Annotated in this window: 23 protein-coding genes and 1 tRNA gene; 12 read left to right on the top strand and 12 right to left on the bottom strand. The window is 59.5% G+C overall.

The genetic code is table 11. From position 1 onward, the window contains the following. Positions 1 to 271: 271 nt before the first annotated feature. From UM93_RS12015 to UM93_RS12005, 3 genes are all read left to right on the top strand, one after another. Positions 272 to 574: an HU family DNA-binding protein gene (locus UM93_RS12015; protein ID WP_045075823.1), complete on the top strand. Its 303-nt coding sequence runs from the start codon at positions 272 to 274 to the stop codon at positions 572 to 574. Between the two features lie 135 nt (positions 575 to 709). Further along, the gene (locus tag UM93_RS12010) at positions 710 to 2860 is read left to right on the top strand and encodes a bifunctional copper resistance protein CopD/cytochrome c oxidase assembly protein (RefSeq protein ID WP_082057130.1); all 2151 of its coding nucleotides are present in this window, start codon (positions 710 to 712) and stop codon (positions 2858 to 2860) included. Continuing rightward, positions 2860 to 4776 (top strand): NHL domain-containing thioredoxin family protein, encoded by a 1917-nt coding sequence (locus UM93_RS12005; RefSeq protein WP_045075822.1) that lies wholly within the window; start codon positions 2860 to 2862, stop codon positions 4774 to 4776. The genes UM93_RS12010 and UM93_RS12005 overlap by 1 nt, the downstream gene beginning before the upstream one ends. Before the next feature lie 134 nt (positions 4777 to 4910). On the opposite strand, the gene UM93_RS12000 is transcribed toward UM93_RS12005, so the two are convergent. The 3 genes from UM93_RS12000 to UM93_RS11990 form a co-directional block, all read right to left on the bottom strand. Further along, entirely contained in the window at positions 4911 to 5240 is a 330-nt protein-coding gene (locus tag UM93_RS12000; protein ID WP_045075821.1) for a ketosteroid isomerase, read from the bottom strand. 129 nt (positions 5241 to 5369) lie between these two features. Next, on the bottom strand, positions 5370 to 5894 hold the full coding sequence (locus UM93_RS11995; protein ID WP_045075820.1) for a ferritin: 525 nt from the start codon (positions 5892 to 5894) through the stop codon (positions 5370 to 5372). 85 nt (positions 5895 to 5979) lie between these two features. After that, entirely contained in the window at positions 5980 to 6594 is a 615-nt protein-coding gene (locus UM93_RS11990; protein WP_045075819.1) for a TetR/AcrR family transcriptional regulator, read from the bottom strand. A gap of 62 nt (positions 6595 to 6656) precedes the next feature. Between UM93_RS11990 and UM93_RS11985 the strand changes: the two genes are divergently transcribed. Next, positions 6657 to 7451, top strand: a complete 795-nt coding sequence (locus tag UM93_RS11985) for an MBL fold metallo-hydrolase (RefSeq protein WP_045075818.1) — start codon at positions 6657 to 6659, stop codon at positions 7449 to 7451. On the opposite strand, the gene UM93_RS11980 is transcribed toward UM93_RS11985, so the two are convergent. From UM93_RS11980 to UM93_RS11955, 6 genes are all read right to left on the bottom strand, one after another. Continuing rightward, positions 7448 to 8458 carry a zinc ribbon domain-containing protein gene (locus UM93_RS11980; RefSeq protein WP_045075817.1) on the bottom strand — a complete coding sequence of 337 codons (1011 nt, stop codon included), beginning with the start codon at positions 8456 to 8458 and terminating at the stop codon, positions 7448 to 7450. The two genes, UM93_RS11985 and UM93_RS11980, sit on opposite strands and share 4 nt — an antisense overlap. A gap of 9 nt (positions 8459 to 8467) precedes the next feature. After that, positions 8468 to 10075, bottom strand: coding sequence for a helicase HerA-like domain-containing protein (locus UM93_RS11975; protein WP_045075816.1), 1608 nt, complete (start codon positions 10073 to 10075; stop codon positions 8468 to 8470). A gap of 38 nt (positions 10076 to 10113) precedes the next feature. After that, positions 10114 to 11037, bottom strand: a complete 924-nt coding sequence (locus UM93_RS11970; RefSeq protein WP_045075815.1) for an AEC family transporter — start codon at positions 11035 to 11037, stop codon at positions 10114 to 10116. Positions 11038 to 11202: 165 nt separating this feature from the next. After that, complete coding sequence (panD, locus tag UM93_RS11965) at positions 11203 to 11619, bottom strand: aspartate 1-decarboxylase (RefSeq protein WP_045075814.1); 417 nt, start codon at positions 11617 to 11619, stop codon at positions 11203 to 11205. A 13-nt stretch (positions 11620 to 11632) separates the two neighbouring features. Next, a complete protein-coding gene (locus tag UM93_RS11960) occupies positions 11633 to 12247 on the bottom strand; it encodes a nucleoside/nucleotide kinase family protein (RefSeq protein WP_045075813.1) in 615 nt (204 codons plus the stop codon). Then, positions 12244 to 13131, bottom strand: a complete 888-nt coding sequence (locus UM93_RS11955; RefSeq protein ID WP_045077346.1) for a LysR family transcriptional regulator — start codon at positions 13129 to 13131, stop codon at positions 12244 to 12246. The genes UM93_RS11960 and UM93_RS11955 overlap by 4 nt, the downstream gene beginning before the upstream one ends. A gap of 267 nt (positions 13132 to 13398) precedes the next feature. Between UM93_RS11955 and UM93_RS11950 the strand changes: the two genes are divergently transcribed. Continuing rightward, positions 13399 to 14751 carry an MFS transporter gene (locus tag UM93_RS11950; RefSeq protein WP_045077344.1) on the top strand — a complete coding sequence of 451 codons (1353 nt, stop codon included), beginning with the start codon at positions 13399 to 13401 and terminating at the stop codon, positions 14749 to 14751. Positions 14752 to 14783: 32 nt separating this feature from the next. Here the strand turns inward: UM93_RS11950 and UM93_RS11945 are convergent. After that, positions 14784 to 14857: transfer RNA gene (locus UM93_RS11945), tRNA-Gly, on the bottom strand. 205 nt (positions 14858 to 15062) lie between these two features. Here UM93_RS11945 and UM93_RS11940 point away from each other — a divergent pair. The 4 genes from UM93_RS11940 to UM93_RS11925 all read left to right on the top strand — a co-directional run bounded on the left by UM93_RS11940 (position 15063) and on the right by UM93_RS11925 (position 19067). Next, complete coding sequence (locus UM93_RS11940) at positions 15063 to 15851, top strand: alpha/beta fold hydrolase (protein ID WP_157874137.1); 789 nt, start codon at positions 15063 to 15065, stop codon at positions 15849 to 15851. Next, positions 15848 to 16597 (top strand): esterase/lipase family protein, encoded by a 750-nt coding sequence (locus tag UM93_RS11935; protein WP_045075811.1) that lies wholly within the window; start codon positions 15848 to 15850, stop codon positions 16595 to 16597. The genes UM93_RS11940 and UM93_RS11935 overlap by 4 nt, the downstream gene beginning before the upstream one ends. A 259-nt stretch (positions 16598 to 16856) precedes the next feature. After that, positions 16857 to 17300, top strand: a complete 444-nt coding sequence (locus UM93_RS11930; protein ID WP_045075810.1) for a hypothetical protein — start codon at positions 16857 to 16859, stop codon at positions 17298 to 17300. Positions 17301 to 17456: 156 nt separating this feature from the next. Continuing rightward, positions 17457 to 19067 (top strand): cholesterol oxidase substrate-binding domain-containing protein, encoded by a 1611-nt coding sequence (locus tag UM93_RS11925; protein ID WP_199921744.1) that lies wholly within the window; start codon positions 17457 to 17459, stop codon positions 19065 to 19067. A 101-nt stretch (positions 19068 to 19168) separates the two neighbouring features. Here the strand turns inward: UM93_RS11925 and UM93_RS11920 are convergent, their stop codons facing one another. After that, the gene (locus UM93_RS11920; RefSeq protein ID WP_052663766.1) at positions 19169 to 20401 is read right to left on the bottom strand and encodes an FAD-dependent oxidoreductase; all 1233 of its coding nucleotides are present in this window, start codon (positions 20399 to 20401) and stop codon (positions 19169 to 19171) included. A 168-nt stretch (positions 20402 to 20569) separates the two neighbouring features. On the opposite strand from UM93_RS11920, the gene kynA reads away from it, so the two are divergent. The 3 genes from kynA (at position 20570) to UM93_RS11905 (ending at position 23186) form a co-directional block, all read left to right on the top strand. Continuing rightward, entirely contained in the window at positions 20570 to 21442 is an 873-nt protein-coding gene (gene kynA, locus UM93_RS11915; protein ID WP_045075807.1) for a tryptophan 2,3-dioxygenase, read from the top strand. Positions 21443 to 21456: 14 nt separating this feature from the next. Then, the gene (dcd, locus tag UM93_RS11910; protein ID WP_045075805.1) at positions 21457 to 22032 is read left to right on the top strand and encodes a dCTP deaminase; all 576 of its coding nucleotides are present in this window, start codon (positions 21457 to 21459) and stop codon (positions 22030 to 22032) included. A gap of 197 nt (positions 22033 to 22229) precedes the next feature. After that, positions 22230 to 23186, top strand: coding sequence for an endonuclease domain-containing protein (locus UM93_RS11905; RefSeq protein WP_045075803.1), 957 nt, complete (start codon positions 22230 to 22232; stop codon positions 23184 to 23186). Positions 23187 to 23262: 76 nt separating this feature from the next. Here UM93_RS11905 and UM93_RS11900 read toward each other — a convergent pair whose 3' ends face one another. Further along, complete coding sequence (locus UM93_RS11900; RefSeq protein WP_045077339.1) at positions 23263 to 24564, bottom strand: MFS transporter; 1302 nt, start codon at positions 24562 to 24564, stop codon at positions 23263 to 23265. Positions 24565 to 24611: the final 47 nt, after the last annotated feature.

Genomic DNA, 24611 nt, shown 5'->3' with positions numbered 1-24611 from the left:
ATTCGCTGGTAATTACTAGCGAATCCGAGAGTTATCCGCGAACTCGGCGGGTGACTGGCGGGCGGTGGGGAGAGAGGTCGACGGGCGGCCGAGTTCTACTCTGAGAGCGAACAAAAGCCTCGAAACGCCGCGAAAGATGAAGAAAACCGCCAATTTCCGGGGAAATCGCCGCGATTTTGCTGGCGAAGTCAGCTAGAACTGGTATGTTTTCGAACAGTGGCTAGAACGAATCCCGTGTTCTAGCTCCATTCCTAGGTCCAGGAGGACATAAATGGCTAAGAATCGTAGTGAGCTTGTTGCTGAGGTTGCTGCCAAGGCTGAGACCAGCCAGGCTGCAGTGAACAACGTTTTGGATGCGGTTTTCTCCGTATTCGAAAGCTCAGTTGCCGCTGGCGAGAAGATCACCATCCCGGGCTGGCTCGCAGTTGAGCGCACCGACCGTGCAGCTCGCACCGGCCGCAACCCGCAGACCGGTGAGACCATTCAGATCGCCGCTGGCCACAGCGTTAAGCTGACCGCTGGCTCCAAGCTGAAGGCTGCCGTTGCGAAGAAGGCTCCGGCCAAGAAGAAGTAAGTACTTCTGAAACTTCACGCAAAGGCGGTTCCCTTCGGGGGAGCCGCCTTTGCTGTTTCCGGGGCAGCAGCATGAGGGCTCCCCGCTGAGCTGGTGGCTGAACAAGGGCGCAGCTGATTAGCCTCGAATCCTTCCATGCCGGAGAATGGAGTGGTGCCTGCTTCGCTGACTAAGACCAAAACGCCGGACGGAATTCGCAACCCCTGGTTGTTGTTGGCGCTCGGAGCTGCAGTGCTTGGCCTAGTGGGCTCGCTGGTCTTCGGCGGAGCGTTAGTCGCCAGTACGCTCCTGGACGCTGGCCCGGTGGTGCGATGGGCCCTACCCACCGCCTTAATGATTCACAATCTGGCCGTGGCCGCGGTCGTCGGGTCGCTAGTTTTCGCGGTGGTTATTCTGCCAAAGAACCGGGTCTCTCAAGGCCGTACTGCCAGCAGTAAAAACACAGACGAACACCCGGCGTTTAGCCGTGCCATGACGCTCGCCTCGCTGGCCGCCGTGGTCTGGACATTGGCCGCCATCGCGGTGTTGATTTTCACCTATCTGAAACAGTCCGGCCTTGCTATCTCAGCAGGCACCGACTTCACTCGCGGACTGGTCTTCTTCATGACCGATATCGACTCCGGCCGTGCCTGGCTTGCGATCTGTATTTTTGCCGCAGTGGTCACCACGCTGTGCTTCGGGGTGCGGGCGCTCACCGGCCTCGGCCTGACACTTGTCCTGGCAGTGATTGGCATGGTGCCGCAGGCGTTGATTGGGCACTCTGCCTCGGCGGCCGACCACCAGGGCGCAGTGAATTCGCTCCTCTTACATATTGTCGGAGTCGCGCTCTGGTTCGGTGGCATCGTGGCGCTCAGTGTGGTTTCTACCAAGTTGCTGAAGCCGGAGGCGCTGACCGGCAAGGTCCTCAAGCGGTTCTCCTCGCTGGCCCTCTTTGCCTTCTGCCTGGTGTTCGCCTCCGGTGTGGTTAATGCTTCGATTCGAGTCACCGGCTGGGATGCTCTCTTCAACTCGCCCTATGGCCAGCTCATCCTGATCAAAGCGGTGGCCACCTTGCTGCTGGGCGCAATCGGCCTGATGCACCGGCAGTGGATCATTCCACAATTGGATAAAGGGGTGAAGAGCGCGAAGCGGGTGCTTTGGCAGCTCATCCTGGTAGAGCTGGTGGTGATGGCCGCTACCAGCGGCGTCGCCGTCGGACTGAGTCAGTCGGCGCCCCCGCAGGTCACCGAGTACGCCCCGAATACCTCTCCGGCAGAGATTCTCTCTGGCTACCCGCTGCCACCTGAGCTGACGCCGATTCGCTGGCTGACCGAGTGGCGGATGGACTGGCTCTGGCTCACCTTCGCGCTAGGTGCCGGGGTGGCCTACCTGCTCGCAGTGCGCAAGCTACGACGCCGCGGCGACAGCTGGCCGGTGATGCGCACGGTGGCCTGGCTGGTCGGCATGGTGGCGATGGTCTACGTCACTTCCGGCCCGCCCAGCGTTTATGGAATGGTACTCTTCAGCGCGCATATGGTTGATCACATGGCGCTCACCATGGTGGTGCCAATTTTCCTAGTCTTGGGTGCGCCCGTGAGCCTGGCGCTTAAAACGCTCAAACCTCGAGCCGATGGCAGCCGTGGCATCCGAGAGTGGATTTTGGTTGTGGTGCACTCCAAGTTCTCCAAGCTAGTCACTCATCCGTTGTTCGCGGCGGCTAATTTTGCCGGCAGTATTGTGATCTTCTACTACTCTGGGCTGTTTGGTTATGCGATGCGTGACCATGTGGGGCATGAGCTGATGATCCTGCATTTCACTATCACCGGCTACCTCTTCGTGCTTTCGCTGATCGGCAGTGATCCGGTGCCATACCGCTTCCCCTACCCGCTACGCCTGCTCTTGCTGCTCGCCACAATGGCTTTCCACGCTTTCTTCGGTGTTGCGATCATGAGTTCTACCACGCTGCTGCAAGCCTCCTATTTCGGGAACCTGGGCAAATCCTGGGGGGTCTCGGCCCTTGCTGACCAGCAAATTGGCGGTGCGGTGGCCTGGGGGATAGGTGAGGTCCCCACCGTTTTGGTGGCGATCGGGGTGGCCCTGATGTGGTCACGATCCGACGCCCGAGAAACAAAACGTAAGGACCGGGCCGCAGATCGGAATAACGACGCCGATCTGACCGCTTATAACGACATGTTTGCCCAGCTTGCTGAGCCGTCCAAGGCGCGTCGGACGGTACCCGTCGGCAAAAACGCTGGTAAAAACACCGAACCGAAGACCACCGATTCTGAGACTTCTGGAGAGAACTGATGTCAGCGACCAGCCCAAGAATTCGTGCCTCCGACCTGGTAGGCCGCGGGTGGCTCAACACCGGCGGGGCAGCACTGGACCTCGAGGCGCTCCGTGGCAAGATTGTGATCCTGGACTTCTGGACCTTCTGCTGCATCAACTGCCTGCACGTAATCGATGAATTGCGCCCATTGGAGGAAGAGTTCTCCGACGTCTTGGTGACAGTGGGAGTGCACTCGCCGAAGTTCGAGCACGAAGCGGATCCTGTTGCGCTGGCCGCTGCCATTGAGCGCTACGAGATTCATCACCCGGTGCTTGATGATCCCGAGTTGGTTACCTGGCAGGCATATTCGGCCCGGGCCTGGCCCACGCTGGTGGTGATCGATCCGGAAGGTTACATCGTGGCCAACCTCTCCGGCGAAGGCCATTCAGCCGGGCTAGCCTCGTTCATTCCGGAGTTGGTGGCGCAACATGAGGCTAAGGGCACCTTGCATCGTGGCAGCGGGCCGTATGTGGCCCCTGAGCCGCAGGCTGGCACGCTGCGTTTCCCTGGCAAGGTGTTGCCGCTGCCCGGCGTCGACGGTCAGCCCGGTAACTTCCTGGTTTCTGATACCGGCCATCATCGCCTGGTCGAATTAGCCGAAGATCTGGAAACCGTGGTGCGCAGTTTCGGCAGCGGCCAGAAGGGGTTTGCCGACGGACCGGCTGAGACCGCGCAGTTCAATGAGCCGCAGGGCATGACACTGCTGCCCGCCGAGCTTGCGGCAGAGCTCGGTTACGAGGTGGTGGTGGCTGATTCGGTGAATCACCGTTTGCGCGGCCTCACCCTCGCCACCGGAGAGGTGCGCAGCATCGCCGGTAACGGGGTGCAGCGTTTGCTCGATGCCGGGCCAGGCCGGGTCAATGAGCAGGGTGAGGGCCTGCTCGGGGTGCTCTCCGAGGACGCGCTTTCAGTGGCGCTCTCCTCGCCCTGGGATGTGGTCTATTCAACGGCGCTCGGCCAGGTGGTGGTGGCGATGGCCGGGGTGCATCAGATTTTCGGTTTCGAACCACGCAGTGGAGCGCTCAGCGTGCTCGCCGGCACTGGGCTCGAAGGACTTTTGGACGGCGCCGCTGACCAGGCGTGGTTCGCCCAGTCATCGGGGATCGCCGAGGACTCGGAGGGGAATATCTGGGTTGCCGATTCGGAGACTTCTGCGCTGCGGGTGCTGCGGACCAAGGGGGGCGCGGTTTCTTCGGTGGAAACCGCCATCGGCGAAGGGCTCTTCGACTTCGGTTTCCGGGACGGTGAGGCCGCGCAGGCACGATTGCAGCATCCGCTCGGCGTTGCCGCCTTGCCGGACGGCTCGGTCGCGGTGGCGGACACCTATAACGGTGCGGTGCGGCGTTACGATCGGGTGAGCAAGCAAGTCAGTACCCTGGCCCGAGGTCTAGCCGAGCCCTCTGACGTGCTGCTCGACGGCGAGTTGCTGATTGTGGTGGAGGCGAATAGGCATCAACTCATCCGCCTGCCGTTGCCTAAGGACGCTCTGCAGGTCGATGAGGGTGCGGCCCAGACGCAGCGACCGACCAGCAATGTCGCTCCCGGCGAGTTCTCCCTTGAAGTGCGTTTCAGCGCGCCCACTGGCCAGAAACTTGACCACCGCTGGGGCGACCCGACTCAGTTGAAGATCTCATCGACGCCGCCTGAACTCTTGCTTTCCGGCGACGGCACCTCGACCGGTCTGAATCGGATTCTGGACCTGAACTCCGAGGTACCGGAAGGTATCCTGCACATCACCGCGCGGGCGGCGGCTTGTGATGGTCCGGAGGACGCCGACGGCGAGATCCCGGATCACGCTGCCTGCCATCTCTATCAGCAGGACTGGGGTATCCCGGTCAAGCTGGTTGCCGGTGGCGATGCTGGTCTGCAGTTGGATCTTCGCGGCATGAAGTAGCGGACGCGGCCCCTCAACAAAGGCCGTCCCCAAGCATCGACCGCCAAGCAACCGAGTGTGCAGATCTACATCTTTTGGCGGTGCTATGAGGTGTAGAACTGCACACTCGATGAGGGCTGATGCGGCAGTGGGAGTCAGCCTGCGCTGATCACCATTGAGTGGATTTTGTCGTGCGCGAGGGTGAAAACAAAGGGGCTGACACCGTTGTAGCCGTTGCCGCCGGTCTTAATGCTGACCAGGTATTGCCCGGGGCTCTGCTCTTCAATGGAGAGTGCCTCCCAGCTGGCTTGCTTGCCAATATTGTCGGTCTGATTCCAGCTGGCAATTCCCGCCGAGCCGTTCAGCTGACGGCCCCAGTCATTGATGAAACCGTCTTCAGCGAAGGCGGCAACGAAACCGTCGGAATCGGCGGCGTTGGTGGCATCGAAGGCCTTCTGGATGGGTTCAGGTAATTCAACGCTCATGGGAATCTCCTTCTAGAGCACCGTCGGGATGCATCCATTAAACCGCAACGAGTTCAGAGATCTGCACGGATTGAGTCATTCAAAGCGTGCAGATCTCCGAACTCGGCGGAGCGATAGGACGAGGGGGGCTTAGAGCGCGCCGCCCGCTGCTTCTGGAGCTGCCGAGTCTTCGCCGCCGTCGCCAATGGTCTCGCGGGCAATGAAGTTCTCGATGTCGAACAGGCTGTCCGCGCGCTCGGCAATGTTGACCAGAGTGCTCATCGAAGCAACTTCCTCGACCTGCTCCTTGAGGAACCAGAGCATGAACTGCTCGCCCAGCGCGTCATTCTCAGCGCGAGCGGTGGCGAAGAGTTTCTCGATCTGAGTGGTGACCTGTTTTTCCTGCTCCAAGGCCAGTTTGAGTGGTTCGGTGACGTCCTTGAAATCATTGTAGACATCGCCGATACCGGGGATCTTGACCTCGATGTCACGGTCGAGCATGTACTGCACCATCATCATGGCGTGATTGCGCTCTTCCAACGATTGCTTATAGAAGTGAGCGGCCAACTGAGGTAGGTCCTGTCCATCGAACCAGACAGATACCGCGATGTACTGCTGTGAAGCAGCGAACTCGTGGCCGATTTGCTCTTGCAGAAGTGTGGTGAATTGGCTCATGTTCCTAGCCTAGTTATTCTGAGTGATTCGCGATAGCAAGCAAAGCCAATCCTCAGTGAGATTAGCCTAAGCTGTCTATTCGCGCTCAACCCAAAGGCTGAGACAGTGACAGCGTGATGGCCATCAGTCGCCGGGCTCGCTGCGCTGCACTGTCGTCGGCCAGTAACTGGATGGACTGATTGGTCGCCATTGCGATTCCCACTAGCTGTTGCACCAGATCGTCGGGACTCAATTCAAGGGCTAGCTCACCCTCTTGCTGGGCCTGCTGCACGTTCTGCCGAAGGAACCCTAACCAGCGTTGCAGTTCGTTAGCCAGTCGGTCGCGCAGCGGCCCGGGTCGACCATCCAGTTCGGTTGCTGCCGCGGTAACGAAGCAGCCGTTCGGGAAAGGGCAATCGGCTAGATAGTCAATCCAAGCCTCGAGGGTGGCCTTGAGCCGGGGTAGGCCGGCTGGGTGGGTCAGGGCGGGTTGCACAATGGCTGCCTCGAATTGTTCGCAAGCTTGTTGCAGAGTGGCGAGTTGCAGGCCTAGCCGATTGCCGAAGGGCCCAATCAGCCCGGCCTTGCTCATGCCCAAGCTGTTCGCCAGGCTGCCAATAGTCAGCCCTTCCAGCCCATTGATCGAAGCCTGCTCGACGCTGAGCTTAATGATCGACTCGCGAGTGTCGTTGGCGGCTATTGCGGAATGTCGAGGGCTCATGGTTGCATCTTAATAGCGAACGGTCGTAAGTTATAATTGAAACGTCGAACGAGGAGCAGCAAATGAGGATCAGACGCTTAGGTTGGGCGGGCTTCGAGGTCGCAGCACAAGGGGAGAGCCTAGTGATAGATCTCTTGCAGACCCCGGAAGGCCTTTTTAGCGGCACCGGGCTTTCGGCACCATTACCGGAAGTGGTGCCGCTGATCGCCAAAAATGCGGCCTTGGCCGGGCTCTGCACGCATTTGCACAGAGACCACACCGACGCGGAGGCGCTCCGTCAAGCGCTCACACCAGAGGGCATTGTGCTGCACCCAGCCTCAATAGGTGGCGATGATCAGGAGAACTTCGGGTTACTCAAGGCGGAGAAGGAACTGGCAGAGAGCGGTCTGCGGCGACGCGAGGTGTCCAACTGGGAAGTTCTTGACATCGGTCCGTTTCGGATTGCCGCGATTCCTGCGGTCGACACCCTGGGCGACCCGCAGGTTTCCTGGGTGGTGGAAGCCGATAATCAGCGTCTGATCCATTTGGGCGACACCATGTTTCACGGCTACTGGTGGCGGGCTGCGCATCGGCACGGCCCCTTCGACGCGGTGCTCACTCCAATCAACGGCCCCACCGTGAGTTTCCCGCATGCTCAGCCAGCGAGCCCATTCCCGGCCACACTGGATGCGGAGCATGCCGCGGTGGCGGCGCGGCTATTACGCGCCAAAATGGTGGTGCCAATGCACTATGAGGGATTCCATCTCGACGGCTTCTATCACACGGTTCGAGACGAGCTGGCTCGGTTTCTGGAAGCTAGTCAAGGGGAAGAATATCGGGTCGAGGTACTGACCCCCGGGCAAAGCCTGCAGCTCTAGTAATCAACCACCGGAGTGACCGTCACGGTATCACCGGTGATGTTCAGCTTGGCGGTGAAGCCGTAGGGCTGCTCCTGATTGATATTGCTGTAAGCACCGGTGCCTAGGTCTTGTTCCTTGTACTGGATCCGAGCCTTCACCATCAGCGGGGCGATTACCCAGCCGCCGTTGTAGGCGGAGATCGAAGCCTTCGGGTACTCAGTAATGGACCAGTCAATCGGACCGCTCACCGCCTGGACGCTGTGATGGCTGAGTGGACAACCGCTGGGTAGCAGTACCTGCTGACTGGCGCATTGATCGAGGTAACTTTTCAACGAGCCGTTTACCTGGCTCAGCAGTTCCGGACTGGGTTCGGTGAGTAGTGCGATCGGGGTTGGGTTCGATTGGGCAGAATCAACCGTTTCGGTGGCTGGCTTCGCGGTGAAGAACTTGTCTTGATAGCCAGCTTGATAGCTACCCGGAAAGAGCACCGCGAAAGTGTTCTTGCCATTGGGCATGGTGACGTCGACGCCGTTGATCTGCGCCTGGTTCTTGTTCACCACCGAGACCTCAAGGGTGGGCAATGAGGTGGGTACAAACTGCCACTTATTGAAGAACATCCACTGCACGCCCGCCGGTTCTAAGGTGAAATCAGTGCTGTGCGGCTCGCCGCCAAGCTGATAGTTCACCGAAACTTTCACCCTGCCACCGGCCAGCATGGTGGGGTTGGCCACGTGTACGTCAGTCAGACCCTCGACGGACTTCTTCAGCGCGTCCCCGTCAAGTAATGCGGGTGAAGCCTGAGCCAGGTTAGCCCGCAGCAGGCCGAGGGCCCTTTCGCCATCGCCGTCCTGCAAGGCCTGCAAATAGTCGCGCACCGCTTGCTGCGGCCCGTACATATTGGCGTTCACCAGCTGGATGGTGATGATTGCCGCAGCGATGGTAAAGAGCAGCCCAAAGAGCCAGCCAGCCGCAGCCCGGACCAGCCGTGAACCTGCGGGATCTTTGTTTTTCGCTACTTCAGTCAAGGGCGAGCGCTATCGACGACGGCGACGCGAGGTGGTGCCAAAAATATCACGCATGATCGAATTGCCCAGCCCGGTGCCCATTGAGCGAACCATTGACTTCAGGCCACCACCGAGAATTCCGCCCAGTGCGCCGGCAATTTCCGCGCCGAAGCCACCACCTTGCTGCTGCGGCTCGGGCAGTTGCGCGGGTGGCGGCGGAATCGGCACCGGTGGAGCCGGCATTGGCGGGGCGGCCTCGCCCACCGAGTCTCCGGTGCTGGGAGCGGCCTTGTTCTGCAGTTTCTCGAAGGCCGACACCGGGTCAGTCTCGGTGCCGTATTTGGCGAGCAGGGGCGAACCGGCAACGGTGGACTTAACCAGATCCTCAGCGCTCGGACCCATCACCGATTCCGGTGCACGCAACCGGGTCAGTGCCACCGGCGTTGGCGCGCCCTTCTCGTTCATCACTGTCACGACGGCTTCGCCAATACCAGCGCTGGTCAGCACTTCTTCCAAGTTGTAATCGCTGACCGGGAAGGTGGAGACAGTCGCTTTCAAGGCCTTGGCGTCATCGGGGGTGAAGGCGCGCAGCGCGTGCTGTACTCGGTTAGCCAGCTGAGCGAGTACATCGGCGGGCACGTCCTTAGGCGTCTGGGTGACAAAGAAAATGCCGACACCCTTGGAGCGAATCAGCCGCACGGTCTGGGTGATAGCGTCCAGGAAGGCCTTGCTGGCGCCTTTGAAGAGTAAATGCGCCTCATCGAGGAAGAACACCAGCTTCGGCTTCTCCACATCACCGACCTCGGGCAAGTCGCGGAAAAGGTCGGCGAGGAGCCACATCAGGAAGGTGGAGAACAGCAGCGGCTTGTCTTGTACGTTGGGGAGCTCGAGGCAGCTGATCACGCCTCGGCCATCCGGAGCATTCCGGATCAGTTCGGCGGTGTCGAACTCCGGCATTCCGAAGAACTTGGTCATGCCCTGGGCTTCGAGTGTGACCAACTCGCGCAGGATCACTCCAGCGGTGGCTTTGGAGAGGCCGCCCAGATTGGTCAGCGCGTCCTTGCCCTCGTCCGAGGTGAGGAACTGGATGACAGCCCGCAGATCCTTGAGGTCGTAGAGTTCGAGGCCTTCGGTATCGGCGTAGTGGAAGATCAGTTGCAGGCTGGATTCTTGCGTTTCATTGAGTTCCAGCACGCGGGAAAGCAGAATGGGTCCGAAGGAGGTGATGGTGGCGCGGACCGGTACCCCGTTGCCGTCGCCGCCAAGCGCTAGGAATTCGACGGGGAAGGCCTTGGCGGCCCATTCCTGTCCCAGGCTCTGAGTCCGAGCCGTGAGTTTATCGCTGCTGGTTCCCGCGGTGGCCAGGCCGGAGAGATCCCCTTTGATATCGGCCATAAACACCGGCACTCCGGCAGTGGAAAGCTGTTCGGCGATCATATGTAGGGTCACTGTCTTACCGGTGCCGGTCGCTCCGGCCACCAGGCCGTGCCGATTCATCATCGCCAGTGGCAGTCGCACCTGTGCGTCTTTATAAACTTCAGCGCCGACCAAGGCAGCGCCGAGCGCAATGGCCGGAGATTCGAAAGTATAGCCCTGGGTGATATTTGCAATAATGTCTGCTGCGCTCTTAGAAGCCATGAAAGTAGATTACCTGCTGCTTTCCTCGCTCGCCGCTATTAAGTCAAAAGGGCCGCCATAATCAGCATGGCTGGTACCGCAATTGCAGTGCTGAGCAGAACTGCATCCTTAGCCTGGTTAATGCCCACCCGATAGCGAGCGGCAATCACATAAACGTTCTGCGCGGTGGGCAAACCAGCCAGTACCACCGCAGCGAATAAAGCCACGCCGTCTAGCTGGAAGGCAAAGCGGGCGAGCAGGTATGCGGCTAGCGGCTGAATGATCAATTTAATTCCGGTAGCGCTCAGCACAGTCATTCTGCCCGCTGGATCGGCCAGCGGTTTAGCGCCAAAGAGCGAGATGCCGAAGGCAATCAGCGCGCAGGGTACTGCGGCACCGCCGACTAGTTCAAAGGGCTGAAAAAGTAGTGCTGCTGGTTTCCAGCCGCTCACCGCCACCAGCACGCCGGCCAGTGCGGCAAGAAGAAGTGGATTGCGGATCACGCCGAGCAGGATTTTACCGATCGGTGCGGATTTCCGTAGTCGTAGTACTTCGATCAGGATGACAAAGAGCGGCTGGTAGATGGCCAATTGAAAAACCACCACTGGTGCCGCCAAGGCTGCATTGCCCAGCACATAGACGGCGATCGGCAGGCCAAGGTTATTCGCGTTCGCATAGGAAGCCGTCATAGCGCCAACGGCTAGTTCGGCGTCGACGGGTTTTCTGCGTAGCAGCCAGATCAGCGTGAAAATCAGCGCTGCGACCAGGGCCGAAGCGGCAACAATCCAGAATGAGGCACCGAAAACGGTATGAAAATCTGCCCGCGAAATTGTCTCGAAGAGCAAGGCTGGGCTGGCCACAAAAAAGGTGAAGCGACTCAAGACTTGCTGGGCGCCCTCGCCAAGTACTCTAAAGCGGCCGAGCAGATAGCCGAGCGCAATGATCAGCCAAACTAACGAAAACCCAATCAGCACGCCGCCCATCGTTCAGGCTCGGTATGTTCGGAGGCTTGGCACTGTCTTAGCGTAATCTCCGATCCTGGGTCGAAGGCTATTCGGTACCACGATGTGGGATTGCTGGCTGCGCCGCAGCAGGGCAGCGCCGCTGCCCCGGTTGAGCAGTATCGGCTGAGTACTAACTACTGAAAACTATCGGTTGAGCGCGAAAGGCGGTTGCGCTAAACCCTCTGAGACGGCTTCTGCCGGATCGTTTCCCAGCTTGAGGAGCCTATTTTGGGCGTCCACGTGCACCACCGTCGGCAGGTATTCCTTGGCTTCGGCCGTCGTCATCTGCGCATAGCTGATCAGAATGACCAGGTCTCCGACCTTGACCAGATGAGCTGCCGCCCCGTTAATGCCGAGCACACCCGAGCCGCGTTCGCCAGCGATGGTGTAGGTTTCCAGCCGTGCACCGTTGGTGACGTCAACAATCGAAACCATTTCGCCAGGCAGGATGTCAGCGGCGTCCAGAAGATCCTGGTCGACGGTGACCGAACCGACGTAGTGCAGATCGGCGTGGGTCACCGTGGCGCGGTGGATCTTTGACTTAAACATGGTTCTGTTCATGGTAAATACAACTCTAAACGGTGCGGGAAAATTCTGTGCTGTCCAGTAATCGGGGTGACTGTGGCTCAGAGTTGTCGATCACCAGTGAGGCCCGGTGCCAGGGTTCGCATTGCGCGAAGTAAAGTCGCTGACCCTGCACGTAGCGCCGCATCGAAGGGTGCTCCGGATCCGGGTTACTGCCGTCTCGGAGCGCCATCCGAGCCGCGGTGACGGTGAAGGGCGCATCCAGGAAAATTGAAAAGTCCCAGAACTCAGCGAGTTCATCGCGATGCAAGAACATTCCCTCAATGATCACGATGCTGTCAGCCGGCGCTTGTCGCTCCGGGAACTCGAGGTAGCAATCCTCGCTCAGGCTGGTAGCTGCTTCGCGATACCGGCCGTTGCCGCCGGCTCGGAACGGGTCGATGACTGAGCTTTGCAGGGCTCGATAGTCATAGCTGTCCAGCCAGAACCCTTCGGGGGACTCCCTGCCCCGGCGGTAGCGAACGGCGCGCAGATTGAGGAACTGGTCGGCGTGGATCAGCACCACAGCATAACCCTCGGCGGTTAAAGAGGAGGCCAACGCACGAGCAAAACTGGTCTTCCCGCTACCGTCGACACCATCGACAGCTAACAGGGTGTAGCTCACCGGTTGGCAGCGTTCAGTTTGCGGCCCAGAATCGCCTGTTCCAGTGCGTCCACCACGTCGGTGCGGGCCAGCGGGTTCCGAATCAAGGTGAAATCGACTTCGCCGACCGGCGGCAAATCGAAACGGCGAGTGATGGAGACCAGGTCTTCAGGGATGAGCGTCGAGGGCATTACGGTAATCCCAATGCCCGCGCGGACTGCGGCAATCACGCCGTTGATTTCCTTGGTATTGCAGGTTATTCGCCAGGTTCGCCCGGCAGCCTCCAGAGCGTCAATGGCCAAGCGGCGACTCAGGCTGGGGCTGGGGTAGGCGATCAGCGGCACCGGGGTCTCCGGGTCGAGCTGGGTCTGCTCCAATCCCACCCAGGAGAAGTGATCGTGCCGGACCACTCGTCCTTCCTGCTCGGTACCTTCAGGGTTATGCGGTTGCTGTAGCGCGGATACCCACTTCACGAACACTAGGTCGAGCTGACCGGCCTTGACCCGGCGGTAGAGCTGATCACTCTGGCTTACGGTGAGTTCCAGGTTGATTTGCGGGTAGAGCTGCCGGAAGTCGCGCAAGATGGTGGGCAGCCGGGTGTAGGCCAGATCGTCAGCGGTGCCGAAGCGCAGTCGTCCGCGCATTGCTGCCCCGGAAAAATAACGGCTGGCGTCATCCTGGGCAGCCAGGATATTCCGGGCAAAGCCAGCCATGGCATCGCCATTATCGGTGAGTCGAACCTCGCGGGTGTCGCGCGAAACGAGCTGGCGTCCCGAGTGTTCTTCCAGTTTGCGGACATGTTGGCTAATCGTGGGCTGGCTCAGGCCGAGCCGTTCCGCGGCGCGGGTGAAGTTCAGTGTCTCGGCCACGGCGAGGAAGCTGCGAAGTTGATCATTGTCGAACATCAGCGCTCCCGTCATGACTGACTCAGTGTCTTCCGATACGGCCCTAGTAATGCTACCTAGTATTGCTACCCACTAATTACAGATCGTAATAGTAGTTATAGGGATTATATGCCTTCCGAATGATGTTTTAGCTGGGTAGCGTTAAAGCATCCCCAACCCAAGGATTTTTCCGTGGCTTCCCCTGCAACCGCCCCTTTGCCCATACAAAAACCACACACCCATGACGAATCCTCGCGCCGGGTAGCGGTGCAGCTTGACCCGCCCGCAGTGAGTGCTGCTGCCCCTGATGCGGCAACTGATCGCGAAGTAACTGATCCGGGAGTGACTGCGCCGATCAGCATTGTGCGGGCGAACAAGGGCTTCAAAGACACCTTCGCGGCCTTCGCGATCCGCAACTACCGCTATTTCACGATGGCTCACTTCGTCGCGGTGATCGCTTTGTGGATGCAGCGGATCGCCCAGGACTGGATTGTGCTGCAACTCTCTGGCTCGGTGACCGCGGTCGGGATTACCGTGGCCCTGCAGTTTGCGCCCACACTGCTGCTCGGACCCTGGGGCGGGGTGCTGGCGGATCGGTTTTCTAAGCGCGCCCTGCTGGTGATTGCCCAATCAGCTGCCGGAGTGCTCGCGGTGGTGATGGCAGTACTTTCCTTGAGCGGCGCATTGCAAGTCTGGCATGTCTATTTAGTGGCTTTCGTGCTCGGGCTGGTCACCGTGGTTGATCAACCGGCTCGTCAAGTATTCGTCAATGAACTGGTCGGGCCGGTTCAGCTGCGCAACGCGATTAGCATTAACTCTTCGATCTTCCAGCTTGGCGGCATGATCGGGCCAGCCATTGCTGGCATTATGCTCACCGCTGTCGGTGGCGGCTGGGCCTTCGTGGTGAACGCGGTGGCCTGTGTCTTCACTGTCACGATGCTCGCCGTGATGAAGGGCTCGGATCTGGTGCGCTCCGCCCCGGCCCCCAGGTCCAAAGGGATGCTCGCCGAGGGAGCAAGATACCTGGTGCGCAAGCCGGCCATTCTGTACTCCACCATTATGGCCAGCTTCGTCGCCGTTTTCGCGCTGAGTCTACCGGTGATGATGGCGGCCTTCGCCGACCATGTTTTTAACTCGGGCGCTGGTGGTTACGGCTTACTCAACACCCTGGTGGCGGTAGGGGCGTTGATTGGTGCGCTGGCTTCCACGCGGCGGCGCGAACTGCGGCTGCGTTCGGTGGTGATCAGCGCGGGAGCCTACGGGGCTGCCCTGGTGGTCGCCGCTTTGATGCCGTCGATGTGGAGCTTCTCGGCGGTCATGGTGATCGCTGGGTTCGCCTCGCTAATGTTCCTTACCGGAGCCAATCAGCTCGTGCAGATCTCCACTAATATGCAGATCAGAGGCCGGGTGATGAGCCTCTACGTGATGGTGTTGATCGGCGGTCAAGCCCTGGGCGGCTTGCTGATCGGCTGGGCGGCCGAGCACCTCGGGCCTCAGCTGACCTTGCTGCTTTCTGGCAGTGTGCCAGCCCTCGCGGCCCTCGTGGTGGGAATAATTCTGGCCAGGCGCGGCGAATTAATGCTCAAAGTGAACTTGCGTTTCTGGCGACCGGCCGACGTGCTGCGCATCGTGCAACGCTAAGTCTGCACGCTGCGGCGGGGAAACGAGAGAACTGGAGCGGGCGACGGGAATCGAACCCGCGTATCGAGCTTGGGAAGCTAGCGCTCTACCATTGAGCTACGCCCGCATAGCATTTTCGGTCAGTACCGAAATATCCCGGAAACCAGCATAGCCGAGTTTTCCCGGTTGCTGGTGCAGCCTGGGTTCTGGGGAAGCGGAGCAGCGCTGCCAGTTACTGTTTAAGCAGCTCGCACAAACTTGCCAAGGTCAGCTAGCGTTGGGCGCAAGAGCGAGCAGGCGAAGGCGAAAACGAAGAGCATAGAGAGCGGGCGGTGACTTTGCGGCGGTGGCGTCAGTCTTTCCGGGACAACCGTGGCCGGAACGGTGAGGGTGAGATTACCAAATTCCGCCGTGGTGATCATCAACTGATATCCACTTCCTGGGGCGATCCAGCGATGCAGACGGTTGTGCTGATCCACGGTATTGGCATGGGGCAGCAATATTTTGGTCTGCTGCGCGATGAGTTGCTGAAGTCCTTCAATGTGGTCACAGTTGATCTGCCAGGCTTTGGAGACTCCCCGGAGCCAGCCGAGTCGCTACCGATGCCGGAGCTAGCGGATTTGTTGGCCGAGTGCCTCGCCGAACGGTCCGGCCCGCAGATCCTGGTCGGCCATTCAATGGGTACCCAGGTGGTTGCCGAAGTCGCGGCACGACACCCGGAACTGGTTTCCCAGCTGGTATTGATAGCCCCGACGGTAAATGCCCAGGAGCGCAGCATGTGGCAACAGACGCTGAGAATGCTGCAAGACCTGTGGGGGGAGTCGCCAATGGTGGGCTTGGTCGGCTTAGTGCTGTATGCAAAGGCTGGTCCGCGCTGGTTCCTGAAGAAGTTCCGCACCATGCTGGAACATCGGATTGAACTGATTGCGCCCCGAATAAGCACCCCGACGTTGGTGATCAGGGGATCGGAGGACTGGGTGTGTCCGCGGGGTTGGGTTCAGCAGGTTACCGATCTAATTCCAGGCGCCATCATGCTGGAGGCTGAGGGTCGTGGGCACGAGGCGATGATCACGGCGGCGGAGCCGGTAGCTCGGATGATTTACGGCTTTGTTCGCGAATGAAATCGCCCAAGCGAGGCGAAGCCGCTAGCTGGAAATTACGCCACTGGAGCGCCGACTATTTGCGGGCCAGCTGGTGGCAGCTGAGTTCTGTTTTTTCTCGGCTCAGCCCGGCAGCTTTCGCGCAAGCCGAGGAAACCCGACCGCTGATCGTCTTATTGCCCGGGGTCTATGAGACCTGGCATTTCATGGCTCCGCTGGCCAAAACGCTTCATGCGCAGGGATACCGAGTGCTCCCGGTGCCGGCGCTGGGACACAATCGGCGGCCGGTTTTGGCCACCGCGCAGCTGGTTGAGCAGTTGCTTCGGGAGTTTGGCATCCGTGCCGAGGCGCAGGGGCGCCGAGAACGGGTGCTCCTGGTGGCGCACAGCAAAGGAGGCTTGGTTGGCAAGCAATTGATGATCAATAACCTGACTGCCTCAGCGCCCGAACCGAAAATTCTTGGTATGGTCGCCATCGCCACCCCCTTTGGCGGTTCCCGGCTGGCGCACCGCTTGCTAGGCAAGACCTTGAATGAGTTCGCCGCGAGCCATCAAACCATCACAGGACTGCAGGCTAGCTCCGAGGTCAACGCGCGAATCATCTCGATCTTGCCTCGTTTCGACCCACTTATTCCTGATAACCCGGGACTTGAAGGCGCTCAAGAGACGGTGCTCCGCGGTTCCGGACACTTCAATGTGCTGGTTGATCAGGAGGCGATTCAGGCAGTGCAAGCCGGGTTGGACTTTCTGCAGGAGCCCGGCGAGTAGCTGACATTTACCTCGATGAGCGAGGGCCGCTCGCGCTTCCATTAATCTCCCAGATAATTTTCAGTCATATTTCAGAAAATTACCCTAAGGTGCATTCTTTTCAATTTAAATATTTGAGTTGCATTTGCCGAATTTCTCCCGCAGAATAAGCATGCAGCTTGGGGGGAGCTGCTTTTCTCCCTGGCTGTGTTTGTCAGTAAATAATATCAATATTGTTAGGAAAGCTTCCTAACTGAGTATTAAAAATCTAGGGGAGAAAATGAAAAAGGTTATTTATCGATCTGGTGTGGCCGGGGCTGTTTTGGTTGCTGCTTCGTTGGCACTTGCGCCCGCCGCTACTGCTGCTCCGGTCGCTACTGTTGCCAAGGTATCGCAGCCTGCGCCGCGGGCAACCATTGGAGATGGCGTGTGGGCGCCGAGTCATGACGAGGCGCTGGCTATTATTCCGCTGTGTCAGCCGCTGAAATTGCTGAGCTGGCTCAATGCGAACTTTACCGATCACGGCAAGGATATTGCTAAGTACCTGACCGAAAATCCGGCGGCTCTGGCTAAGGCTTTGCTCAGCCTGAACCCGGCCGAGGCGTTGAAGCTGCTACTGAAGGATTTCCTGCAGATCCCGGTTTACGCCATCAATGACACCACTTTTCACATTCCGGCGACCCTTGGCGACATTCTTTCTTTTTGTGCCTCGGCACGTTCATAGTCGCTAACTCGGGGTAATGCCCAGCAAAGTGTTGTCTGGGCGGAAATTTCTGCCCAGACAACACTTCTAACGATAGGAGTAAATGTGGTTCAAGGAGTTAGTCGCCGAGGATTTTTGGGGGCATCAGCAGCAGCTGGTGCATTTGTTTTTATCGGAGTGGAAACTCCTGCGAGTGCTGCCGAGGGTCTGGCCGATTTTCCGGCCGCTGTTCCGGTGCATCGCGAGGTTTATCGAAACTGGGACGGCGTGGTGGTCACCGACGCACTCTGGACGTGCGTGCCGCGTCAGAGCGCGGACGTCGTCGCGGTGGTGAATTGGGCGCATCAGCACGGCTACACGGTGCGTGCTCAAGGCTATCGACATACCTGGTCGCCGCTGACCGTGGCTACCGGCACTGCCGCCGATAGCAAGGTGATTCTGCTGGATACCACCAAGGCGTTAACCGCAATGTCACTAGTGGGCAGCCGGCGGGTGCGAGTCCAGGCCGGTGCCTCGATGGAGAATTTGCTCTCTTACCTCTCGAGCAAGAATTTCAGTCTGGTGGCGACTCCCGCGCCGGGCGGAATCACCGTGGCCGGGGCGTTGGCTATTAATGGGCACGGCACGGCGCTGCCAGCGCTCGGCGAGAAACCGCTCCCGGGGCAGAACTTCGGCACCGTAAGTAACCTGGTGGTGGAGCTCACCGCAGTGGTTTGGGATCAGGCATCCGGGCGATACCAGGAGCGGACCTTCAGCCGTTCTGACACCGAATGTAAAGCTTTCCTCACCCACCTCGGCAGGGCTTTCATCACCGAGGTGGTGCTCCAGGTGGTTGATGACTACAACATTCGTTGCCGGAATCGGACAGACATAGCCAGCAGTGAACTATTCGCTGCTCCGGAAGCCGTGACGGATCGTTCATTGAGCAAGCTCATTGACGCCTATGGCCGGGTTGGCATCATCTGGTACGCCTTCACCGATCGGCCTTGGGTGCAGATCTGGGAACCCAGTCCGAACCGGCCACTGCTCTCTAGGCCGACCTTGACGCCCTATAACTATCTCTTCGCCGATAATCTGCCTACCCCGGTGCCACAGTTGCTGGGACAGTTGGTCGCCGGGCAGGACTGGGTAGCTCCGGCTTTCGGTAACGCTATTCTGCTCGCCACCGATACCGGTCTGACCGCGCTCGGTGCCCGGGATATGTGGGGTAAGTCGAAGAACTTCCTGAATTGGGTGAAGCCAACCACGCTGCGAGTGACTGCCGGCAGTCACGCGGTGGTGACCAGTCGGGCGAACTTACAAAAGGTAGTGCACGATTTCACCAGCTTCTATTCCGCGAAACTCGCCGAGTATCAAGCGCAGGGCAAGTTCCCGGTCAATAGTGCCCTGGAGATCCGGATCACCGGCGTTGATGATCCGACTCAGATCGATGTCCCGGGCGCGGAAGCTCCAGCGCTCTCTGCCGCTCGACCCGTGGAAGGTCATCCGGAATGGGACATCGCGGTCTGGCTCGATCTAGTCACACTGCCTGACACCCCGCATCAAAATGAGTTCTACTCCGAACTGGAGCAGTACTTCAGGAGGCTGCCCGCGGAACTCGGCGTCGCTCGCCCGGAATGGGCTAAGCGGTTTGCGCATACCCCGGCCGGCGCTTGGACCGATACCACAGCGATGCAGGACGAGATACCGGCAACCTTGCCCGAATGGGACTGGACGGTCAGCACGCTCAATAAGTACGATCCGCACCGCTTATTCAGTAATCCGCTGATTGATCAGTTGCTGAACTAGCTTCACAGCCACGCGGCCGCCGTGGTTCGTGCCAAACAGCACGAACCACGGCGGCCGCGCCGTGAAGATCTTCAACTTCCGGGGATCATCGGCCGCTAGGATTAGCGGACGTTGCTCTCGGTAAGCAGTTGTTCAACCAGGCCCCGCAGGTCGATAGGCAGCGGATCAAACCAATTAGTGTTTGCACCCAACAACCCAGCGGCCCGGTAATAGTAAAGACCAGGGACTGCGGTGGCGCCGTTGTGGTGCTGGATCTGACCATCCCGATCGACCACCTCCGGACCGAGCCAACGATAGTCAGCGCGTAGGCCGGTGGCCCAGATTACACTGCTAATTCCGCTGCCGAGCAGATCGAGTTCCGGTGGTTCCACGAGTGCCTGGCGCGCTCGGCCCCGGCCTTCCTCCGGTGCTTCGATTCCTTGTTGCTGCACGAAGACATCGACCAAGTCCTTGAAACCGTTATTGAAGGCTTCGGCGGCTTCTAAGGAATTGTTAAGGCCGGAGCTGAACCGCGCTCGGCCGCCCAGAAGCTGCTCGATTCGGCCGTAGAGCTTCATCCCGCGTTCGGCGAAGTCGTAGAGATTGATATCGCGCCCGCCGTCGCGACCCGTGACGTAGGGCGAGGTGGTGATCTGCCCGCGGCCCAGCGCTTCACTCAGCAGTCCTGCTCGCCAGATCTGGTCCAGCCAGTCCAACACATCGCGACCTCGGTAGAACCGGGAGACCCGGACCGCGCTGCCCACCGCGAGGTGGACCTCCCGGCCTTCCAGCATCAAGTCCTCGGCGATTTGTGCACCAGACTGCGCCGAGCCAACTACCAGTACGGCGCCCGGCGGGAGCTGGGCGGCGTTCCGGTAGTCGAGGGAGTGGAATTGCTTGATCTCAGTAGGCAGCTGGGCGGCGTAATCGGGGATGCGCGGCAATTGGAAGGCGCCGCCGGTGCTGACCACCACCGACCGGGCGCGAATATCGCCCTGATTGGTGCGCAGCAGCAGGCCATCCTCGTCTTGTTGCACCGACTCGACGTCAACACCTTCCCGGAGGTCGGCGTCGACCAGTCCGACGTACCCTTGTAGCCACTCGCAGACCTCGTCCTTGGTCATGAAACCGTCCGGGTCCTGCCCCTGATAGTGATAACCCGGCAGCTGACACATCCAGTTCGGCGTCACCAGGGTGAAATTATCCCAGCGCAGCTGGTGCCAGGCGTACATGGCGCTATGCCGTTCCAGGATGGTCGCCCGGAGGCCGCGCTGCTTTAGTTCCCAGGCCAGTGAGAGGCCGGAGTGGCCGGCGCCGATGATGACAATCTCGTGCTCTGTGGGTGTTTCGGTCATAGCATCCTCCGCCGTTGATTCTGATTCGGACCAACCACACTCTAGAGCCGAAAGTGTTGAGAATGGTTCTCTTGTGGGAAGTGCCACAAACTGCTGATTTGACGGGGTTTTTATGCCCTTGCGATTCTGAATTCAGGGCACGAGGAGGCTGCGGCGTACCCTGGTGAGGTGACTGTCAAAAAGAACACCCGAAGTCTGGAATCCGGCATCGAGACTGATTTCCGAGACAAGATGAGCTACGGCAGCTACCTGGCCTTGGACGAGTTGCTCAGTGCACAGCATCCGGTGAGCGTGCCGGAGCATCATGACGAGATGCTCTTCATCATTCAGCACCAGACTTCTGAGCTGTGGCTTAAATTGGTGCTTCACGAGCTACGCACGGTGCGGCTTTCCCTGCAGCAGGACGATTTGCGGATGGCGATGAAATGCATCGCCCGGATCAAACACATCCAGCGCTCACTGACCGAACAGTGGAGTGTGCTGGCCACTTTGACGCCCACCGAATACGCGCAGTTCAGAGGCGACCTGGGGGCTTCCTCCGGATTCCAGTCCTATCAATACCGCGCGGTTGAGTTCCTGCTCGGCAATAAGAATGCTGGCATGATCAAGGTTTTTCGAGGTGATCCAGAAGCGCAGGAATTGCTTAGCTCGGTGCTCGCCGAGACCAGTATTTACGATGAGTTCATTCGTTTACTCGCTCGAAGGGGGTTTCCAGTCCCGGCCGAACTGCTTGACCGAGACGTGACTAAAGCTCACGTCTTTTCCCAGGATCTAGTGGAGATCTACCGAATCGTTTACGAGAACACCGAGGACTACTGGGATCTCTATGAGGCCTGTGAGGAGCTCGTTGATTTGGAAGATAATTTCCAACTCTGGCGGTTCCGGCACATGAAGACGGTGTTGCGCACCATCGGGATGAAAACCGGCACCGGTGGTTCCTCGGGCGTCGGTTTCCTGCAACGAGCGCTGGAACTTACCTTCTTTCCGGAGTTATTCGCGGTGCGCACCGAAATCGGTCAGCCGCAGGTCGATCCGAAATAGGCTAATTTATAACTGTGCTGATCTCAGACCGCGATATTCGAACCCAGATTGACGCCGGACGCATTGTCCTGGACCCCTTTGAGCCCTCGATGGTGCAACCTTCGAGCGTTGATGTGCGGATCGATAAGCTGTTCCGGCTTTTCGATAACCATAAGTACGCGCATATCGACCCCTCAGAAGAGCAGCCCGAATTGACCCGTTTGGTTGAGGTCGCTGATGACGAGCCGTTCATTCTGCATCCGGGCGAGTTCGTCCTCGGGTCTACCTACGAGACGGTCACCTTGCCGGACGACGTCGCGGCACGGCTGGAGGGTAAATCCTCGCTGGGGAGGTTGGGGCTCTTGACGCATTCGACCGCTGGGTTCATCGACCCCGGGTTCTCAGGCCACGTCACCCTGGAGCTTTCCAATATGGCGACCTTGCCGATCAAGCTCTGGCCGGGTTCTAAGATTGGTCAGCTGTGTTTCTTCCAGCTCTCTTCACCCGCTGAGCACCCCTATGGCTCCGGTGAATACGGCAACCGTTACCAAGGTCAGCGCGGCCCGACGGCGTCCCGTAGCTATCTGAACTTCCACAAAACCCAGATCTAAGCGCCCCGGGCCTCGTGGCGGACACAGCGCTCCGCCCGTCTCCGCCGGCCCTCGTCACCCGCCGAGTGTGCAGTTCTACACGGTTTGAAGTGGTTTTAAGATGTAGATCTGCACACTCGATGAGAATCATGGCGTTGAGCGGACTTTGGTCTGTGGAAAATCCCTCGGCGTGCTCTGCGAGGTTTCATGATGGGTGAATGAAAACTCCTGGCAAGTTACCACGAGATCTCTCTGGTCGGTCGTTCACCCTCGCTGAGGCTGCGGGGCTGGGCCGCGGACGACTGCAGGGCAAGGACCTGCTGATCGCCAGCCGAGGAATTAGGGTTCCCTGGGGCGTCGAACAAGACTTTCAGAGGGCCGTTGCACCGCTGTTTAAACTCTCACCAGAATCGGTAGCTTGCCTGGGGACGGCGGCACGGTTGTGGCGATTACCCTTGCCTGCTTGGATGCAGGGTGAACAGCGATTACACCTAGCCCGAGTGAACTCCTCTACGGTTCCGAGGCGCTTCGGGGTGGTCGGACACCGTCTGCGGCTCAGCGAGGACGAGATCTCCGCTAGCTCAGGCATTCCGTTGACGGGCCGGTCTCGGACGTGGCTGGATTTAGCGGCGTTGCTCTCCATCGAGGAACTGGTTGCCGTTGGTGATGCTTTGGTCAATAGTCATCGCCGCGCGTTCGGGCCGACCAAAGCTGCCTGGGTTGATCTTGCCGATTTAGTCGCCGTGGTGCGTCGGCATTCAGGGGCGCGAGGAGTACGTAATGCTCGAATTGCGCTGGCCCTTGTTCGGGTGGGGGCAGATTCAGCCCCCGAAACCTACTTGCGGCTGGCGGCATCGCGGGTGGGGCTGCCGGAGCCCGAATTGAACGTCGCGATTCTCGACGAATCGGGATGCGAAGTTGCCTGGCCAGACTTAGCTTTCCGGGAGTTTCGGGTGGCGATACAGTACGACGGCGCGCACCACCTGAGCGTCGAGCAACAGGCATCCGACGCTCGGCGGGACAACGCGAGCGCTGCTGCCGGTTGGATATCGATTCGGATAAGCAGAGCAATGGTTCAAGAACTCGGCTACCAAGGTGTGATGCGCCAACTAGTCCCGATCTTGCGCGCCCGCGGCTGGGAAGCCTCGCGTCGAGTGTGCAGATCTGCATCTTAAAACCGGGTCAAAAGGTGTAGATCTGCACACTCGACGGTGGGAGCGGCGGGCGTGGGGCGACGGCGGGCGTGGGAGCTTAGGCCTGGGCGGGGCGGTTGACCGGGATGAGGAGCAGCAGACCCGCCAGCAGCACGATGGCGATGCCGATAATGCCGAAGCGCTGGCTGCCGAACCAGGCGATGAACGAAGCAAAGAGGATCGGTGCGATGAATGACGCCGCCCGCCCGGTGGTGGCGTAAAGCCCGTACAGTTCACCTTCGCCTCCACGCGGGGCCAGGCGCCCGACGAAGGTGCGGGCCGAGGATTGTGCTGGGCCGACAAAGAGACAGAGCAGTAGGCCGAAGATCCAGAAAATCGTCTTCCCGGAGCTGAAGAACAGCACCACGGCAGAGACCAAGAGGCCGATCAGCGAGATCACGATCACCGTCTTCGGGCCGAGCCTATCGTCGAAATACCCAGCGGAGAAGGCGCCGATGGCCGCCACCACGTTGCCCGCGATAGCGAAGATCAGCACATCACCCTTAGCGAAACCGAAGGTGCCGACCGCGATCACCGCGCCGAAGGTGAAGATCGCGGCCAGGCCATCGCGGAAGATGGCACTGGAGATCAGGAAGTAGAGGGTGTGTCGACGATGTTGCCAAAGCCGCGCAATGGTGCGGAACAACTCACGGTAGGAGGCGAAAAACCCGATCTTCGGAGTCGTTGGGTCCGCCTTGTTTTCCGGGATGGCGAACAGCACCGGAAGGGAGAAGACAGCGATCCAGGCCGCTGAGAACAACGCGACAACGCGGTATTTGAAGTTCTCATCGGAGATACCGAAGAAGCCAACCTCGGGGGATAGCAGGCCGTAGTACAAGATCAGTAAGGCCACAATGCCGCCAAGATAGCCAAAAGCCCAGCCGATGCCACTGATCCGGCCGATGCTCTTCGGCGTGGATATCTGCAGCAACATCGCGTTGTAATTGACCGAGGCTAGCTCCGAAAAGACATGGCCCAAGGCCAGCAGCACGCAGCCCAGCAACAAATACGACGGTTCGGGCAGTACGAAGAAGCAACTACCGGTGAGCAGCACCACGACCAAGGTGTTTATACCGAGCCAGAGCCGGCGTCGGCCGCTATGATCGCTGCGCTGACCGGCCACCGGTGCCAGTATGGCGATGAGCACGCCGGCAATGCCTAGGCACCAGCCCAACACTTGCGAGGTGTAATCGGCGCCGCCGAAGATATCTGTGGTGAGGTAGAAAGCAGTGAAGATGAAGGTGGTCATCACCGCATTGAAGGCTGCCGATCCCCAATCCCAGGATGCCCAGGCCAGCACTTGCCCCCACTGACTTTTCGGCCGGGTTGGCACCGATTCGGCTATTGTCGTCTCGCTCATACCGTGAATGCTACCGCCGGGCTGAGCTAAGTCGAAGGTCTGCTGCG

Origin of the sequence: Psychromicrobium lacuslunae (genome assembly GCF_000950575.1) — a bacterium.
In the GTDB taxonomy this organism is placed as follows: Bacteria; Actinomycetota; Actinomycetes; order Actinomycetales; family Micrococcaceae; genus Renibacterium; species Renibacterium lacuslunae.
The sequence above is the reverse complement of the archived record's forward strand: the minus strand, read 5'-3'. Positions and strand labels throughout refer to the sequence as shown.

What these genes read in the sequence shown, in the direction of transcription:
- UM93_RS12015 (WP_045075823.1), top strand. Translation starts at nt 272, where the DNA reads ATGGCTAAGAATCGTAGTGAGCTTGTTGCTGAGGTTGCTGCCAAGGCT.
- UM93_RS11970 (WP_045075815.1), bottom strand. Translation starts at nt 11,037, where the DNA reads ATGGGCGGCGTGCTGATTGGGTTTTCGTTAGTTTGGCTGATCATTGCG.
- UM93_RS11985 (WP_045075818.1), top strand. Translation starts at nt 6,657, where the DNA reads ATGAGGATCAGACGCTTAGGTTGGGCGGGCTTCGAGGTCGCAGCACAA.
- UM93_RS11990 (WP_045075819.1), bottom strand. Translation starts at nt 6,594, where the DNA reads ATGAGCCCTCGACATTCCGCAATAGCCGCCAACGACACTCGCGAGTCG.
- UM93_RS11930 (WP_045075810.1), top strand. Translation starts at nt 16,857, where the DNA reads ATGAAAAAGGTTATTTATCGATCTGGTGTGGCCGGGGCTGTTTTGGTT.
- UM93_RS12000 (WP_045075821.1), bottom strand. Translation starts at nt 5,240, where the DNA reads ATGAGCGTTGAATTACCTGAACCCATCCAGAAGGCCTTCGATGCCACC.
- UM93_RS12005 (WP_045075822.1), top strand. Translation starts at nt 2,860, where the DNA reads ATGTCAGCGACCAGCCCAAGAATTCGTGCCTCCGACCTGGTAGGCCGC.
- UM93_RS11905 (WP_045075803.1), top strand. Translation starts at nt 22,230, where the DNA reads ATGAAAACTCCTGGCAAGTTACCACGAGATCTCTCTGGTCGGTCGTTC.
- UM93_RS11900 (WP_045077339.1), bottom strand. Translation starts at nt 24,564, where the DNA reads ATGAGCGAGACGACAATAGCCGAATCGGTGCCAACCCGGCCGAAAAGT.
- UM93_RS11955 (WP_045077346.1), bottom strand. Translation starts at nt 13,131, where the DNA reads ATGTTCGACAATGATCAACTTCGCAGCTTCCTCGCCGTGGCCGAGACA.
- UM93_RS11920 (WP_052663766.1), bottom strand. Translation starts at nt 20,401, where the DNA reads ATGACCGAAACACCCACAGAGCACGAGATTGTCATCATCGGCGCCGGC.
- panD (WP_045075814.1), bottom strand. Translation starts at nt 11,619, where the DNA reads ATGAACAGAACCATGTTTAAGTCAAAGATCCACCGCGCCACGGTGACC.
- UM93_RS11975 (WP_045075816.1), bottom strand. Translation starts at nt 10,075, where the DNA reads ATGGCTTCTAAGAGCGCAGCAGACATTATTGCAAATATCACCCAGGGC.
- UM93_RS11995 (WP_045075820.1), bottom strand. Translation starts at nt 5,894, where the DNA reads ATGAGCCAATTCACCACACTTCTGCAAGAGCAAATCGGCCACGAGTTC.
- UM93_RS12010 (WP_082057130.1), top strand. Translation starts at nt 710, where the DNA reads ATGCCGGAGAATGGAGTGGTGCCTGCTTCGCTGACTAAGACCAAAACG.
- UM93_RS11935 (WP_045075811.1), top strand. Translation starts at nt 15,848, where the DNA reads ATGAAATCGCCCAAGCGAGGCGAAGCCGCTAGCTGGAAATTACGCCAC.